Source organism: uncultured Rikenella sp. (assembly GCF_910579375.1).
In the GTDB taxonomy this organism is placed as follows: domain Bacteria; phylum Bacteroidota; class Bacteroidia; order Bacteroidales; family Rikenellaceae; genus Rikenella.
The window spans coordinates 1-16,727 of record NZ_CAJTUJ010000033.1 but is presented as its reverse complement, the minus strand read 5'-3'; the positions used below and the strand labels follow the sequence as shown (position 1 = coordinate 16,727).

Here is a 16,727-nt window from a genome sequence, read left to right as displayed (position 1 = left end):
GACGGAGTTTTTGCGCACCACTCTTTTTTCGCGCGCCTTGGGAAATCCTGTCAAAACGCGCCAGCGCATTTTGACGATTTCCCTCTTAAGGCGTGGCGCGCGGACGGGCATTGACCCGGCTGAAACTGCCCTGCGCGGGCGGCGTCCGGGTGACCCCGGCGGGACGGAGCGATACTGCGTATCGCTTAATCTGCTCAACCCAAATTCTTGGTGCGCGCCGGGGAAATCTTGTCAAAACGTGCTAGCACATTTTGACGATTTCCCTCCTAAGGCGGGGCGCGCGTCGGTTTGAGGGTACTGGCCTCGGGCCGTCCGGGCCCCACTTAGTAAGGCAGAGATAACCCTAACAAAATACCCTATGGGTGCGTGGACGGGAAATGCTGCGCATTTCCACTACCAGCCTCTACCCCTGTTCTTCTGTCGCCCTGCCCGGGTCGCTTTCCGCCGGCGCACGAGATTAAGACGCAGGGCGCTACGAAAGTTTAATCGATTGTTGATAAATTTTTCCCGACCGATGCTTTTCGGCATGAAAAATTGTGCCCGAAAGCGGTTTTTGGAAATAAACTTTTAACTTTGTATGAACCTGTTAGCGGATTCACACACCGCATGGCTTGCCTCCCGGCGCCCGGTGTCGCGACGAATAACAAACCAATACACTACAACACATGGCTGAAGAAAAGGCTAAACAGCTGATGGCCGAATTCCCTCCCGTTACCACCGCGGAGTGGGAAGAGGTCATCGCCAAAGACCTGAAAGGCGCCGACCGCACCAAAAAACTGGTGTGGCGCACGATGGAGGGTTTCTCGGTGGAACCTTATTATCGGGCCGAAAACCTTGCGGAGCTGAAACACCTCGGCACCCGGCCGGGCGAGTTTCCGTATGTCCGGGGAGTCAAGGGCGACAACGACTGGCGCGTGAGGCAGACGATTGAGGTCGGAGACGATGTGGCGGCGGCCAATCGGGCAGCGCACGATGTGCTGATGAAGGGAGTCGACTCGCTCGGCTTCGTCATTAAAAACAAAGAATTTTCGGCGGCTGATCTCAACACTTTGCTGAACGGAATCTCCATTACGGCGGTCGAACTCGCGTTCGGCGGCTGCGGGGTCTATCGGGCGGCGGAGCTGTTTTTGGATAAAATCGTGGCCGAAAAGCTCGATCCGGAACAGGTCTTTGCCGTCTTCGGAATCGACCCGCTCATGAAGCTCTCGAAAAAGGGCAGTTGGGGATGTGCCGCGCCGGACGGGGACAAACGCTTCGCACGTATTCAGGAGCTGCTCGACAAGGCGCCGCAGTATAAACGCATCAGACTCGTCACGGTGCACGGGACGCTGTTCCACGACTGCGGGGCGTCGATCGTCCAGGAGCTGGCTTTCGCGCTCGCGATGGGGCACGAGTATGTGGTGCGAATGACCGACCGGGGGATGGATGTCGACCGGGTGGCGCCGGCCATCAAGTTCGACTTCGCGGTGGGGACGAACTACTTTATGGAGATTGCCAAACTGCGCGCGGCGAGGTTGCTGTGGGCGAACATCATGAAACCGTACAACCCGAAGCGGGGATGCTCTTCCAAACTGCGGGCGCATATCCGCACGTCGGCGTGGAACCAGACGGTCTACGACCCGTATGTCAACATGCTCCGCGGGACGACGGAGGCGATGAGCGCGGCGATCGGAGGGGTGGACTCGATCGAGGTCTTGCCGTTCGATCATGCGTACGAAAAACCGAAGGAGTTCAGCTCGCGGATTGCGCGCAATGTGCAGCTCCTCTTGAAAGAGGAGTCGCATTTCGACCAGGTGACGGACCCGGCGGCGGGCTCTTATTATATAGAGGAGCTCACGGCGTCGATCGCACAGGAGGCGTGGAAGCTCTTCCTCGCGGTCGAGGAGTTGGGGGGGTACACCGCTGCGTTCGAAAAGGGGCTCGTTCAGGAGCAGGTCGAAACCACTGCCAACAAACGTGACCAGAATATCGCTACGCGGCGCGAAATTCTCCTGGGGACGAACCAGTATCCGAATTTCAACGAGAAGGCGCCGGCGGAAATCACCGAAGAGACGGTGACCCGGGGGATGAAGCGGTGCAATTGCGGTTGTAAACACGGCGACAGGGAGCCGGAGTATCGGCCGCTGAAACCGTATCGCGGGGCGATGGCGTTCGAGGCGATGCGGCTCCGCACGGATCGCAGCGGAAAGACGCCGAAGGCGTTTATGCTGACGTGCGGCAGCTTGGCGATGGCTCGGGCTCGGGCGCAGTTCGCCTGCAATTTCTTTGCCTGTGCGGGGATCGAGGTGATGGACAATACGTTCTTCCAGACGGTGGCGGAGGGGGTTGCGGCGGCGAAGGCGTCGGGGGCGCAGATCGTGGTGGTCTGCTCGTCGGACGACGATTATGCGACGCTGGCGCCGGAGGTCTTCGAGGCGTTCCGGAATTCGGGGGTGATCGTGGTGGTGGCGGGGGCGCCGGCGTGCCAGCCGGAGCTCGAAGCGGCGGGCATCTCGCACTTCATCAGTGTCCGGAGCAATGTCCTCGAAACGCTCGAAAACTATCAACGCGAATTGGGTATTTAATCGTTCGTTAATTCGTTCTTTGTGCTGGACGGAACCGTACCTTTCTTGAAAGAAAGGTACCCAAAGAACTTTTGCAGAGGTCGTCCCACCGGGACGACCACGGGTTCTCTCCGCCTCGTTCGTTGGGCTGTGGTTTTCCGGCGCGGCGCGCGTGGGATCCTCGCCCATTATTAGCGCGCCCGCCGAAAATCCAGCCCAACCTACCGGTCAGACACGGCCAGAGCATCCCGCAGGGATGCGCTCTGAAGTTTTTTTTGTTCTTTTTGTTCACAAAAAGAACAGTACCCTCCTGTCGCCAAAGAACAGATAAACGAACTTATAAAAAGACAAACACGTGAGAGCTAAATTTTCAGAAATAGATTACACCCCGGCAGCCCAGGCCGGAGCCGGCAACAGTTGCGGATGCGCTTCGAAGAAAGAGTGCGGCGGGGCGCCCGTGTGGATGACCCCCGAACATATCGCCGTCAAAGGGACTTACACCGCCGACGACCTCCTCGGGATGGAACATTTGAATTACGCCGCAGGGATCGCGCCTTACTTGCGAGGGCCTTATTCCACCATGTACGTCATGCGGCCGTGGACCATCCGGCAGTACGCCGGGTTCTCCACCGCGGCGGAGTCCAACGCCTTTTATCGACGGAATCTGGCAGCGGGGCAGAAAGGGCTTTCCGTCGCTTTCGACCTGGCCACGCACCGGGGATACGATGCCGACCATCCGCGCGTGGTGGGGGACGTGGGGAAGGCAGGTGTGTCGATTTGTTCGGTCGAAGATATGAAAGTCCTCTTCGACGGGATTCCGCTCGACAAAATGTCGGTTTCCATGACCATGAACGGCGCCGTGCTGCCGGTCTTGGCATTCTACATCGTGGCAGGGTTGGAACAGGGATGCACCCTCGACCAGCTCAGCGGGACGATCCAGAACGACATCCTGAAGGAATTCATGGTGCGGAACACCTATATCTACCCGCCGGAGTTCTCGATGCGCATTATCGCGGATATCTTCGAATACACCTCGAAGCACATGCCGAAGTTCAACTCGATCTCGATCTCGGGATATCATATGCAGGAAGCGGGGGCGACGGCCGATATCGAGATGGCGTATACGCTGGCCGACGGGCTGGAATACCTCCGCACCGGCGTTAATGCCGGGATGGACATCGACTCGTTCGCGCCGCGGTTGTCGTTCTTCTGGGCCATCGGGATGAACCACTTCATGGAGATCGCCAAGATGCGCGCCGCGCGGATGCTGTGGGCCAAGATCGTGAGCCGGTTCAATCCGAAAAATCCGAAGTCGCTGGCGTTGCGTACCCACTCGCAGACCTCTGGATGGTCATTGACGGAACAGGATCCGTTCAACAACGTGGCCCGGACGGCGATCGAGGCGATGGCGGCGGCGTTGGGGCATACCCAGTCGCTGCACACCAATGCGCTCGACGAGGCGATCGCGCTGCCGACGGACTTCTCTGCGCGGATTGCGCGGAATACGCAGATTTACATTCAGGAGGAGACCAATGTCTGCCGGAGTGTCGATCCGTGGGCCGGTTCGTACTACGTGGAGGCCTTGACGAATCAGATTATGAACAAGGCGTGGGCGTTGATCGAGGAGGTCGAGTCGCTCGGCGGGATGGCCAAGGCGATCGAAACCGGCGTGCCGAAGATGCGGATCGAAGAGGCGGCGGCACGGACGCAGGCTCGGATCGACTCGGGCGAGCAGACCATTGTGGGGCTGAACAAGTATCGCTTGGAAAAGGAAGACCCGATCGACATCCTGGCGGTGGACAACACGGCGGTGCGCGAGTCGCAGGTAAAACGGTTGCAGGAGCTGCGCGCCAATCGCGATCAGGCGGCGGTGGATCGTGCGCTGGCGGCGATTACGGAGTGTGTGCGGACGAAGCAGGGGAACCTGCTCGAACTGGCGATCGAAGCGGCCAAGGTGCGGGCGTCGCTGGGCGAAATCTCAGATGCCTGCGAGGCGGTCGTGGGACGCTACAATGCGGTGATCCGCTCTATTTCAGGTGTTTATTCGGCAGAAGTGAAAGACGACGACAAGTTCGCAAAGGCCAAGGAGCTGTGCGAACGATTTGCAAAACAGGAGGGGCGTCAGCCTCGGATTATGATCGCCAAACTGGGGCAGGACGGCCACGACCGGGGAGCGAAGGTGGTGACGACGGGGTATGCGGATATCGGCTTCGACGTGGATATGGGGCCGTTGTTCCAGACGCCGGAAGAGGCGGCCAAACAGGCGGTCGAAAACGATGTTCACGTGGTCGGCGTTTCGTCGCTGGCGGCGGGGCACAAAACGCTGGTGCCGCAGATTGTGGCCGAACTCAAAAAGCTGGGACGGGAGGATATCGTGGTGATCGTGGGCGGGGTGATTCCGCATCAGGATTACGACTACCTCTACCAGAACGGTGCTGCTGCGATTTTCGGGCCGGGGACGCCGGTGACGGATGCGGCGATCAAGATTCTCGAAATCTTGCTGGAAGATTAGCGGCCTGAGCTTTTGGAGCTCTGTAAGACGGGTCGGGTGCGGTCTCTCTGCGGGGAGATTCGCACCCGATTCCTGTTTGGCGGGGTGCTTTTTTGTCTCCGGAAGCAAAAGGTTTTTTGGAAAAGGAAAAGAAAAGTGTATCTTTGCATCCGGAATGCGCGTCGCCGGGACGCTCGGGCGTTTCTGTAAACGCATTAGGCTCGGCTCCGTAGTTCAATGGATAGAATATCAGATTCCGGTTCTGACGATATGGGTTCGAATCCCGTCGGGGTCACGCATTCACAGGAAGTTCCGCCTCTCGTAATCGAGAGGCGGAACTTTTTTATTGTTTGGGTGAGATCAGTTGGTGGACAGGGCGAATTTGAGATTTGGGCGCGCGAACGAAGATTGGGCCGTCGACAGCTTTAGGATGCGTAAGCATCCGTCGAAAGTTTTTTTGTTCTTTTTGCTCACAACCGACGCTGCCGGCGAGTGCAATGCAAACGCAGTTTGCAAATTGCCGAACGGCGAGAAGGAAAACGAGCGCAGCAAAGTTAAAAAGAACAGTTCCAGCCGGGGCAGTGCCCAGATCGCGCGCCACGCCTGAAGAGGGAAATCGTCAAAATGCGCGTCCGCGTTTGGACAAGATTTCCCGGCGCGCGAAGACGCGGCGGAGCGAAAGCGGAGCCGCAGTGAGGCCGACACGGGGCGGAGAACTGGAGCGAGCTTTGGGTCGCGCTTTGGGCTGGAATTTGGGCCGAGAGCGAGTAGCGCGATTCGCAGAATCGCCGGCCTGTTCGCCCAGGCGAGGAGCGCCTCGGGGGATGGGCGACAGGCCGAACCCAAGAGATTTGGGTGGTGGGTTGGTGGTGAGTTAGGCTGAACACTTGCGACCCTTTAGGGTCGCTGGGCCTGCGCGCTGGGCCTTCGGCCCACCCCGGAGCGCGCAGCCCGAACCCGACAGAAATGGGGGACAAGCCGAACTTGAAAGATTTGGGCGGTGAATGGGGAAAGTGTTTTAGCGGGTCGAAGCCTGCGGGGCCCAGAGCAACGTTAGTTGCGGGCCTCCGCAGGGGGAGGCTTCGGCCCGCGCGGTTCTTCGAACCGCAGGAGCACAAATAGGGTAGAGGCTGCCGATTATTTAGCCGAGGCGGCCAGTATTCGAGTGCCGAGCGGCACCGTTTATTCCGAGAGGCAACGCAACTGAAAACCGTGGCCGCGATTGTCTGTACGGCTGTAATGCAGACGTTGCATGTCGAAGAGAAAATAGATGGCATTCGTGTTGTTAATGACAGCAGACCAGCTGTTTCCTTCCCGACCGATATTGCCCGGGGCTCCCAAACGTCCGTTACTACCCGAGTCGCGGAAGCCCGGGGCGCCCAGTGCGGTTCAGCACCTCCAAAATCAGAATTAAGGAAACGAATATAAGCCCGGGTTCTAAGTCCCCAATCGGTTCCGGCGAAAGCCCTCAGCCCCGTTTATTCCGAGAGGCAACGCAACCGAAAGCCGATGGCGCGGCCATACGAACTGCTGGAACTGAAGTCTCGCGAATAAAAATCCAGGCATATGCCACGGTACTGCTCGCTTGTGCCGTCACCTGAAGCTGACCAGCAGTACCCGCCGTTGCCGACGGAGAACAGTGTGCCCGGCTGTCCGTTATTTCCTGCGTCGCGGAAGCCCGGGGCGGGACGCTCGACACACGAAAGCAGGCCGAGATTACTCTAAACCCGCTGCTGAAAGTCGATCCCTCACCCGTTCGGCAGGAAACGCCAGGCCCATTCGGCGGAACATCGCGATGTCCTCTGCGCCGAGCCCGATCCGATCCAGCGTACGAGGCTTGTTGTGGTCGTTCAGGTAGTGCCGCGGAGTGACCGTGAAACGAGGAGAGGTCACGGCCAGCGAGTCGTTCCGCTGGGGCGTTTCGATGCCGCCCATCGAAAGCAACGTGTGGAAAATCACGTTTGTCGTCATCGGCTTGTCGCGATGAGACTCCGCAGCGAGCCGACTCTCCGGCCACTCGGAGTCGTAGGTCGGTGAGAGCCAAAGCACGCAAGGGATGTGCAGCTGGTAATAGGTCGGTCGCGGCGAGGCGTGCAGGAAAAGGCCTCGAGCGTCGTCGTACAGGTCTTCGCCGTGATCCGATGCGTAGAGCAGCCCTGAAGCGGTGTTCGGCAAGGCGCGCAGGTAGGAGATCAGGTCGGAGAGCAACTGGTCGGTCGCCCGGATCGAGTTGTCGTAGGCGTTGAGCAGCACCTCGCGATGATCGGGGCGCACATCGTCGTAGGAGGCCGGCAGGAAGTAGGCCGAATCGGCCGGATAGCGCTCCTGATAGTCGAAATGCGAACCGTAGGTGTGCAACACGAGGAAGGTCTTCCGAAACGATGTGTCGGCCAGCAGGCCGCTCACGTTCTGCAACAGCAGGTCGTCGTAGGGGTTATATGCCTCGCCGCGCGCCTGGGCGGCGGATTTCAGAAAGAGCGTGGTGTCGGCTTCGGCGCCGAAAAAGTCGATGAAGGAGTGGTTCTCGGACTGGTTCGAGAAGAAGGCGGTGCGGAAACCCGCTTCGCGAAAGGCGCTCAGGATACTCTTGCGGGTATAGAGGGTGCCGTAGTTCTCGGCCGAGGCGCTGCACAGCATGATCGGAACGCTCTTATGCGTGGCGTTCGCCTGAGTCAGCACGTCGCGGAAGCAGATCAGCCCCTCTTGTTCGGAGAGGCGGGGGTTCGTCTCGCGCGGATAGCCGTACAGCTGCCAGTTGAGCGCCCGCGAGGTCTCGCCGATCACCAGCACGTAGACCTCCCGGATGCTGTCCGGCCGTTCCGAAACTGCTCCGAAGCAGAAGTCGGCCGAGGTGAGGGGGTAGCGATCGCTTTTCTGCCACCGTTCGACGGCCAGACCCATATTATATCCGATGTTGAGGGGCCAGATGTCGAGTTTCGCCCGATATTCCGGATCCTGTAACCGGGCTCCGACCATGGCGCCGATGCCGACCAGAAGGAGGATGCCGGAGCGAACGGCGTTCCGTCTCCGAAAGGTGGCCGAAAGCCGGGCGGGGAGGCGGATCGACAGGGTGGCCAGCACCAGAGCAGGGATGTAGAGCAGGAGTACGCCGACGATGGCCGGTTCCAGTTTGCCCAACAGTTCGAGCGCTTCGCCGGAGTTGGTGGTCGCGACGTTGAGGAACATGTCCACGGCGATGATCGAGTTGCCGAACAGATAGAGCAGTACGAGTTGGAACGCGCCGAGGACGAGCAGCGGAAGGGTGCACCAGAACGGTGCGCCGGGTTTGGGGGCCACGGTCAGCAGGGCCATCCAGACGGCACCCGGAAGGAGCATCAGGGCGACTTTGCCGGGCCAGACGATTGGCTCGGTGCAGCACAAAAAGAGGTTCGGAACGAGCAGCACGCCGAGGAACACCCAGTAATAGGTGCGCTGGTCGGCGAAGCGAGCCCGGAGGCGTTGTATGAGGTCTCTAAAATGCTTCATTGATCTGGAAGAGGAACCCGCTCTGGCCTTTGCCGAAGCCGTAGTCGAGGCGGACGTTCACCCGGTTTTTGAATTCCCACCGGTAGCCGATCCCGTAGTTGGGCAGGGTGTGGCTCCAGCGGAAGGTTTTGAAATTCTTGTATACGTTCCCGGCGCCGACCCATACGGCCACTCCGTGGCGGTTGTAGATGTGCTGGCGCAGTTCGATCTGTATCTCGGTCAGGTTCCGGTCGCGGTACTGGCCGTCGTAGTAGCCCCGCATGCGGTACGAACCGCCCATTTTGGCCATCATGGTCCACGGCACGTCGCCGTAGTTGTGCTGGGTGTGGAGGTCGAAGGCCAGCACGGCGCCTTTCCAGAGCCGCTGGTAGTAGTCCACGATCAGGTCGGTGCGGCCGTAGGTGCCGCTGTTGCCGAGCCATTTCGGATTGGCGTACTGTTCCAGACCGATGTACCAGCCTTCGTAGGCGTTGGTCATGACGTCGCGGGTGTCGTAGTTCAGCACGAAACCGACGCCGATGCTGGTGACGTAGGGGCTTTGGCCCGCTAATAGTCGGGGCTGTTCGAGCCGCAGGCCGTCCACGTGGTTGATGCTGGCGGTCGGCCCCAGATAGAGGTGGTCGGCGATGCGGAACTGAAAGTCGACCTTCAGTTGGTTCTGTTTCTGGGTGTATTTGCTCTTGTTGGCTTTGTCGGAGGCCATGTCGTAGCCGATGCCCCAGAAGTAGCTCGGGAACGAGAGGGTGTAGAGGGTGTAGTTGAGCCGGTACCGATCCCGAGGGAAGAGGTTGGAGCCCTGGATGCCGATGATGTAGAAGCCGGAGGTGGCTACCGAACCGAAGAGCGAGACGTTGGACGGCTGGGTCAGGGTGTCGCGGCGATCCATCCGGTAGAGGCCCGAGGCGACGATGCCGAGTCCGAGCTGTACGTCGTTGGAGTAAAACGGGCCGCCGATCACGCTGAAGTCGAATTTCTTCTGTTTTTTCACCTGATTGGATTCGGTGAAGAAGCGTTTGAAGCGTTCCCATCCGGTGGGCCGGGCGGCGACGCTGTCCGGGGCGACGACGAGGGTGGTGTCGGCTGCGGAGGCGGCGAGGGTGTCGCGGAGGGGCGGGGCCGGTTCGCTCTGCGCCCGCAGGGGGCCTGCTGAAAACAGGCCCCACAGGACGAGCGGCGCGATAAGGTAACGAGCGCGCGGTCGGATATGCGGACGAGGGTGAAACATGGATCGATCGAATGCGGGTCGGGTCTCTGCTGACAGGGTTAGTAGGCGAGTTTAATGTTGTCCACCCAGAGGCTGTTGCCGGGTGTTCCCACGTAGGCGCCGCCGTAGCTGGACGAGATCTGGAGGATCATGTGGGTCGGTTTTTCGTCGGGGGCGGCCCAGCCGGTCTCCTGGATCGGCACCATCCGGCCTTTGCTGTTCCGGCACCAGTAGGCGCGGTCGCCCGACATGAGGCCCATCTCGGGACGGAACTTCGGGTTGTGGGTGATGTCGCCGTAGAGGATGGGCATCGTGTGGCCGTTCACCCAGGCGGGGGTGTTCTGCCCGAACTGTTCGTTGAGGGTGCCGACGCGTTTGGCGTAGACGTTCCCTTCGGCGTCTTCCCACCGTACCTGGAGCAGCAGGATGGCATCGGCGTGGTCTTTGCCGGGAACGGAGTGTTGGGCGCTGAAGCCGGTGGCTTTGATGCGGTTCGGGGAGCCGTCGGTGTGGAATTTATAGTCCATCACGAGGGCTTTGGGCCGTTCAGTGAAGGGGACGCCTTGGTTCAGTTTGGCCATCGGGTTTTTGGTGTCTTTGATGGGTTCGATCACGTCGCCGAGGAAGATGCTGCCGGAGGCGAGGACAGTGATGTTGATCATGCCCATCACTTTGACGGTTTCGAGTCGGGTGTCGAGCCGGGCGCACCGACCGTTTCCGCGGGCTTCGGGGAAGACGGTGACGCTGCATTTGGTGATGCCGCTCACTTTGGCGAGCACGTTCGAGGTGCCCCACGGCGAGTGGGAGTTGCGGTGGTAGGGCTGGTCGCCGCGCAGGGTGTCGGTGGGGCCGATCTCGTATATGTAGCGGACTTCGCCGCCGATCACGCCCGATTCTTTCACTTCGCGCACGACCCATTGGTTGAAACTGCCGAAGGCGATACCGGATGTTTTCTGACCCGAGGCCGACAGGGTGCCGAGGCCTGCCAGGCAGGCGGCGAACAGGGGTGTCAGGATGCTTTTCATAACTTACCTCCCTTTCTTCTCTTTTTTCTTGCTGGTGGCCGGCGACGTGGGCGGCGGGTTGTCGTCCCGTTTTCGGGCGGTAGTAATTCCACGAAGTTAGGGTATTATTACTAAACCGCTGTGTATGTCTCCGGTTTTGAGGTCAAACTAAACAAATTTAGTTCCGTTTTTCCCAGTCCTGGGGTGATTCTCTTGTCGGGGGCTCGATAAAAATGCCGGAATACCTGATTTTTTCATGTATTCCGGCGCTTTCGAAAAAATCTAAAATATCTCGTTTCCTGAACTTTTTTCTTTGCCCCGGCTGGAACCGTACCTTTCTTGAAAGAAAGGTACCCAAAGAACTTTTGCAGAGGTCGTCCCGGAGGGACGACCACGTGTTCTCTCCGCCTTGTTTCGTTGGGCTGTGGTTTTCCGGCGTGGGCGCATTGGGGTAATACTTGCATTATAGGCGCCCCGCCGAGAAAACCCAGCCCAACCAATCGGGCAGACACGGCCAGAGCATCCCGCAGGGATGCGCTCTGAAGTTTGGCTTCGCCTTCCTCCTCGCTGCTCGGCAATTTGCAAACTATGTTTGCATTGCTCTCGCTGGCAGTGTCGGTTTTCTGGTTCTTTTTGTGAACAAAAAGAACAGTACCCTCCAGCACAATGAATCAAGTGTCCGAAATAATTGGATTTTTATGTTTGCCTCAACGGTATCCGGCGGCGAGCATCAGCGCGATGAGCAACAGGAGGACAAGGGCTGTGAAGAGGCAGCCCTTTTTTCTTTCCCGGGCACGAGACATTTTGGTCATGGTCGTGGGTTCGTTGGCCGAGCCTCCGCCTCACCTGGCGGCCCGTATGGTCGTTGGGGAATGAAAAAAGCGTGAGGCTGCCCGATTCGTTTACCCATGTTCAGGAGGTTCTGGAATGCCCGTGCAAGTGAGTAAACGCAGACAGCCCACGCCCATATCGATAGACGAAAAAACGCGGTGCGCAAGTATGCGTGTGCCGGGTTCTTGAAACAGATACAAGACGTGAGCGCCTACGTTACTTCCCTCCTTGCCACATTGAATTTTCCAGATTCCTGAACGAGGGGAAGTAAGTTTGGAACGCTTCTTTATTATGTTCCGCTCGGACAGGGCGTGCGGGACGCGCCTGTTCGAGCTTCTAATTTTTTCCGAGTACAAAGATACGACATTTCGCGGTGTTCCGGGGATCTGGTGCGCCCGAAATGGTGTTGTCGCGGAGGGCGGCTGGATGATGCGGTCTCTGATGTGTGGGGGAGGGTCAGAAAAGGGATTCGCTGTCGCTGACGACAATCAGGGTTTCGCCGGTCGCAAAGGAGGAGGCGATTTCGTCGCTGCCCCGTACGATGGTGCATTTGGTCACTTCGTCGCCCATGACCTCTTTGACGCGCAGTTTGCCGATCTGTTCGCGGGCGATGGCTCCTTCGCCCATGTCGGTCTCGCGGTAGACGAGGAAAAGGTCTTTGCGCTGGACGCCGATCGAATGCCCGCTATGGATGTAGAGCTCTTTCAGCCGTCCTTTGGCGTCGGTGGGAGCGAGGCGCAGGATGCGGGTCTCGAACCGGAAACGGCGGTCGATATAGAAGAGGAGGCTGTAAGGCAGGCTGGCAAAGGCGCGGGTGTCGGCCTCTTCGGCCGTGGCGCCGGAGCCGGAGAGGCGGAACTCTTCGGGAGCGATTTCCCGGTCGTTCCGGAGGTCGTAACCGGTGAGAACCAGCCGCATGGCGGTGGTAAACCGGGGTTTGTCACCGACGATCTCGCGACGGAAGAGGTAGTCGCTCACCTGACCCGAAATCACGTACCGGGCGCCGGTCGTCCGGAGGAGAATCTCGCGGTCGGCGGTGCTGCGGGATGCGGATAGGGACGGGAGGGTCTGGGCGTCGATCACCTGATGCCGGCCCCGGTCGGTGAAAGCGCGGCCGACCTGCTCGCGCAGGCTCTCCACGTAGGGGACGGGGACGTCTCGCGTGTGGTCGAAACGGTCGATCAGGACGGTCTCTTTCTCCTGTGCGGCAGCGGGACGAAAGAGGCTGCTCAGCAGACAGCAGAGGCCGACGGCGGAAAGGCGGGGGAAGAAATGTCGATTCATGGGATGAAGAGGTTCTTTTTGTCAAATATAACTTTTTTCTGCGGAAGGGTGTTGGAGGATTTTGCTTTTTGGGTATCTTTGGAGAGTGCGGCGGGGCGAATGGGCAATCATTTCTTACAATCAACGATATTCGAAACAAGATGGAAAAAATCAAGGGGCTTATCGATGCGCCGTTCACGCCGTTCGGGCCGAACGGGGATGTGAATCTCGAGCCGATTCCGACTTATGCGGCGATGCTGGCCAAAAACGGACTCCGCGGGGTCTTTATCAACGGTTCGTCGGGCGAGGGGTATATGCTGACGGAGGAGGAGCGGATGCGGCTGGCGGAGGCGTGGATGGATGCGGCACCGGCGGATTTCAAGGTGATCGTGCATGTGGGGAGCACGTGTGTGCGGCAGAGTTTCCGGCTGGCGCAGCATGCGCAGCGGATCGGTGCGTGGGGGATCGGGGCGATGGCGCCGCCGTTTCCGAAAGTGGGACGGGTCGAGGAGCTGGTGAAATATTGCGAGGAGATTGCGGCGGGCGCGCCGGAGTTGCCGTTCTATTTCTACCACATTCCGGCGTTCAATGGGGCGTATTTGCCGATGGTGGAGTTTCTGGCGGCGGTGGACGGTCGGATTCCGAACTTCGCGGGGATCAAGTACACGTATGAGAGCCTGTACGAGTACAATCAGTGTCGGCTCTACAAGGGCGGGAAGTTCGACATGTTGCACGGGCAGGACGAGACGATTCTGCCGTGTCTGGCGATGGGGGGGGCGCAAGGGGGGATTGGCGGGACGACGAACTACAACGGGCGCGAGCTGGTGGGGATTCTGGAGGCTTGGCAGGCGGGGGACTTGGAGCTGGCGCGCGAACGGCAGAATTTCTCGCAGGAGGTGATTAATGTGATTTGTCGCTACCGGGGGAATATCGTGGGAGGGAAGCGGATCATGAAGCTCATCGGGCTGGATTTAGGTCCGAACCGGACGCCGTTCCGCAACATCACGCCGGAGGAAGAGGCGGCGATGAAGCGGGAGCTGGAGGCGATCGGCTTCTTTGAACGCTGCAACCGTTTCTGACGGGGTTTGCGGGGACACGCGGCCCGAGGGTCGTTTCATCCTGTGGGGTAGAGGCTGCCAGTGGAAATGCGCGAGCATTTCCCGTCCACGCACCCATAGGGTGTTTTGTTAGGGTTATCTCTGCCTTACTAAGTGGGGCCCGCCCGGCCCGAGGCCAGTACCCTCAAACCGACGCGCGCCCCGCCTTAGGAGGGAAATCGTCAAAATGTGCTAGCACGTTTTGACAAGATTTCCCCGGCGCGCGGAACAGAGACCGCGCTCGAAAATGCGGCGGAGCGACAGCGGAGCCGCAGTGAGGCGGACACGGGGCGGAGAACTGGGCTGTGTTTTGGGCTGTGCTCGTTCTTCGGGCGCGAAAACCGACTGCGGTTTTCGCGCTACGCTGGGTCGAGCTTTGGGCTGGAATTTGGGCCGAGAGCGAATAGCGCGATTCGGAGAATCGCCGTCCTCGGCGAGGGCGACGCTATAGCGGCGCGTGGGGGGCGCGCCGAGGACGAATGCCACAGAATGGGGCGGTGAATGGGGCGTTGTAGTTGCGGTTCGAAGAACCGCGCGGGCCGGACGCCTCCCACCGGGAGGCCCGCAAACTCACGGTGTTCGTTGCGTTCCGCCCGGGCGTCCGACCACATTGGAGTTGTACGTACCGGCTAGTATTCGCGTGCTGCGCGTCCCTGTTTATTCCGAGAGGCAACGCAACTGAAAACCGAAACCACGACCATACGCACTATTGGGATAAAGCCATGTCGTACTGAAATGCAGATGTCTGCCGTCGGTATTGTAGCTGGAAGCCATCCAGAGTGAAGCCCGGCAGCCGACGGTCACCGGATCGCCCGAGTCCGCGTAGCGGTAGCCCGGGGCGGGCTCATTTAAAACACGAAACAGAACGTTTGAATCTACACACAAACCAACATGGACAAACAGACCTATTTGTCGCACTGGGCGGCGCAGTATAAAGCTGACCTGACCGAAAATATACTGCCTTTCTGGCTCGAAAACGGGCTCGACAGGAAAAACGGAGGGATTTTTACTGCTCTGGATCGCGACGGAACTTTGATGGACACCGACAAATCTGTCTGGTTCCAGGGGCGGTTCGCTTTCGTGTGCGCTTTCGCCTACAACCGCATCGAACGCAACCCCGAGTGGCTCGCGGCGGCGAAATCCACCATCGACTTTATTGAAAAATACTGTATCGATACCGACGGTCATATGTTTTTTGAAGTGACCGCGGAAGGGGTGCCGGTGCGGAAGCGGCGGTACCTCTTTTCGGAGTGCTTTGCCGCTATCGCGATGTCGGAGTACTCGATTGCGTCGGGAGATAAGGCCTATGGACAAAAGGCGCTCGACCTGTTCAAACGGATCCTGCACATGAGTTCGATCCCGGGATTTCTGGAGCCGAAGTTCCGGGAGGGGTTCGTGGGGAAGGGGCATTCGCTGACGATGATCCTGATCAACACGGCGTCGCGGATACGGGCGGCGGTCGGAGACGATCCGGTGCTGGCGGAGCAGATCGAACGGTCGATTACCGAAATCCGCAACGACTTTATGCACCCGGAGTTCAAGGCTCTCTTGGAGACGGTGGGGCCGAACGGCGAGTTTCTCGACTCGATGGCCGGGCGGGTTATTAACCCGGGGCACTGCATTGAGACGGCGTGGTTCCTGCTCGAAGAGTCGCGCTTCCGGGGGTGGGACAGGGAGTTGACGGAGATGGCGCTCACGATTCTCGACTGGTCGTGGGAGTGGGGATGGGACGAGGCCTACGGCGGGATTATCAACTTCCGGGACTGCAAGGGCTTTCCGGCGCAGGACTATTCGCAGGATATGAAGTTCTGGTGGCCCCAGACGGAGGCGATTATCGCGACGCTCTATGCCTACCTGGCGACGCGGGACGAGAAGTACCTCCGGATGCACCGCATGATCAGCGAGTACACGTACGGACACTTTCCGGACGTGCAGTTCGGCGAGTGGTACGGCTACCTGCACCGCGACGGGACGGTGGCGCAGCCGGCCAAGGGGAATATGTTCAAGGGGCCGTTCCACATTCCGCGCATGATGATTCAGTCTTATACGTTGTGTCATGAAATTCTCGACCTGCTGGCTTAGTCTGCTGCTGGGGCTGGCGGCGATGGGGTGCGCCGGCTCTTCCGACGGAGGGGAGTGGGTGCGGTTGTTGCCGGTAGATTCGGACGGGAGCTATGGGTATGGGGTGTCGGCGCCGTTTATCGGGACTTTGCCGGACGGGAGGGTTGTGGTGGCGGGGGGCTGCAATTTTCCGGAGGTGCCGGCGGCGGAGGGGGGGACTAAGCGGTACTATGACGATATTTATGTCTGGGATACTGTGGCGGAGGCTTGGCGGCCGGGCGGGAGGTTGCCGCAGGCGTTGGCCTACGGGGCATGTGCTTCGACGCCGGAGGGGATTTTTTGTGCGGGAGGGACGGACTCCTTGGGGCGGTCGACGAACGAAGCGTATTTGCTGACTTCCGACGGGTTAAAGACGTTGGCTTCATTGCCGGAACCGCTGGACAACTGTGCGGGGGTGTACCTGGAAGGGAGGTGCTATGTGGTGGGCGGGCGGTCGTTCTACGTCTATGATTTTCAGTCGAATGCTTGGCAGGCGGGGCCGTTGTGGCCGGGGGCGGAGCGGCGGGTGCAGCCGGTGGTGGCGGCTCAGGTGGGGCGGGTGTGGCTCTTCGGGGGGTATGATCCGGAGGGGGTGGAGTCGGTCTTTTCGGAGGGATATGTTTATGATCCGGCTACTGAAACGTGGCGAACTGTTGCGGGGCCGGTGGATGCGGAGGGAGAGCCGCTGTTGGCGGCGGGCGGGGCGGG

12 protein-coding genes and 1 tRNA gene are annotated in these 16,727 nt (G+C 59.6%); 6 read left to right on the top strand and 7 right to left on the bottom strand.

Annotated elements, in window-relative coordinates; translation table 11 throughout:
- Positions 1–665 precede the first annotated feature (665 nt).
- From QZ302_RS04780 to QZ302_RS04770, 3 genes are all read left to right on the top strand, one after another.
- On the top strand, positions 666–2,564 hold the full coding sequence (locus tag QZ302_RS04780; protein WP_294593080.1) for a methylmalonyl-CoA mutase family protein: 1,899 nt from the start codon (positions 666–668) through the stop codon (positions 2,562–2,564).
- A gap of 334 nt (positions 2,565–2,898) precedes the next feature.
- The gene (scpA, locus tag QZ302_RS04775; RefSeq protein ID WP_294593079.1) at positions 2,899–5,055 is read left to right on the top strand and encodes a methylmalonyl-CoA mutase; all 2,157 of its coding nucleotides are present in this window, start codon (positions 2,899–2,901) and stop codon (positions 5,053–5,055) included.
- 202 nt (positions 5,056–5,257) lie between these two features.
- Positions 5,258–5,329 (top strand) — tRNA-Arg (locus tag QZ302_RS04770).
- A 65-nt stretch (positions 5,330–5,394) separates the two neighbouring features.
- Here the strand turns inward: QZ302_RS04770 and QZ302_RS04765 are convergent.
- The 6 genes from QZ302_RS04765 to QZ302_RS04740 all read right to left on the bottom strand — a co-directional run bounded on the left by QZ302_RS04765 (position 5,395) and on the right by QZ302_RS04740 (position 12,843).
- Positions 5,395–5,739 (bottom strand): hypothetical protein, encoded by a 345-nt coding sequence (locus tag QZ302_RS04765; protein WP_294593077.1) that lies wholly within the window; start codon positions 5,737–5,739, stop codon positions 5,395–5,397.
- Between the two features lie 477 nt (positions 5,740–6,216).
- Complete coding sequence (locus tag QZ302_RS04760; RefSeq protein WP_294593075.1) at positions 6,217–6,375, bottom strand: hypothetical protein; 159 nt, start codon at positions 6,373–6,375, stop codon at positions 6,217–6,219.
- A 375-nt stretch (positions 6,376–6,750) separates the two neighbouring features.
- Positions 6,751–8,520, bottom strand: a complete 1,770-nt coding sequence (locus QZ302_RS04755; protein ID WP_294593073.1) for a phosphoethanolamine transferase — start codon at positions 8,518–8,520, stop codon at positions 6,751–6,753.
- Positions 8,507–9,745: a BamA/TamA family outer membrane protein gene (locus tag QZ302_RS04750; RefSeq protein ID WP_294593070.1), complete on the bottom strand. Its 1,239-nt coding sequence runs from the start codon at positions 9,743–9,745 to the stop codon at positions 8,507–8,509. Before QZ302_RS04750 ends, QZ302_RS04755 begins: the two co-directional genes overlap by 14 nt.
- Before the next feature lie 38 nt (positions 9,746–9,783).
- Positions 9,784–10,749, bottom strand: coding sequence for a PCMD domain-containing protein (locus QZ302_RS04745; RefSeq protein ID WP_294593068.1), 966 nt, complete (start codon positions 10,747–10,749; stop codon positions 9,784–9,786).
- Positions 10,750–12,015: 1,266 nt separating this feature from the next.
- Positions 12,016–12,843, bottom strand: a complete 828-nt coding sequence (locus QZ302_RS04740) for a hypothetical protein (protein ID WP_294593065.1) — start codon at positions 12,841–12,843, stop codon at positions 12,016–12,018.
- Positions 12,844–12,983: 140 nt separating this feature from the next.
- Here QZ302_RS04740 and QZ302_RS04735 point away from each other — a divergent pair, with 140 nt between their 5' ends.
- Positions 12,984–13,901, top strand: coding sequence for a dihydrodipicolinate synthase family protein (locus QZ302_RS04735; protein ID WP_294593063.1), 918 nt, complete (start codon positions 12,984–12,986; stop codon positions 13,899–13,901).
- A 675-nt stretch (positions 13,902–14,576) separates the two neighbouring features.
- On the opposite strand, the gene QZ302_RS04730 is transcribed toward QZ302_RS04735, so the two are convergent.
- Positions 14,577–14,723, bottom strand: a complete 147-nt coding sequence (locus tag QZ302_RS04730; RefSeq protein ID WP_294593060.1) for a hypothetical protein — start codon at positions 14,721–14,723, stop codon at positions 14,577–14,579.
- An 87-nt stretch (positions 14,724–14,810) separates the two neighbouring features.
- Between QZ302_RS04730 and QZ302_RS04725 the strand changes: the two genes are divergently transcribed.
- Together QZ302_RS04725 and QZ302_RS04720 are read left to right on the top strand one after the other, a co-directional pair.
- Positions 14,811–16,001, top strand: coding sequence for an AGE family epimerase/isomerase (locus tag QZ302_RS04725; RefSeq protein ID WP_294593057.1), 1,191 nt, complete (start codon positions 14,811–14,813; stop codon positions 15,999–16,001).
- Positions 15,976–16,727, top strand: a 752-nt coding sequence (locus QZ302_RS04720; RefSeq protein WP_294593054.1) for a kelch repeat-containing protein, incomplete at its 3' end; no start/stop codon positions are given. The genes QZ302_RS04725 and QZ302_RS04720, both read left to right, overlap by 26 nt.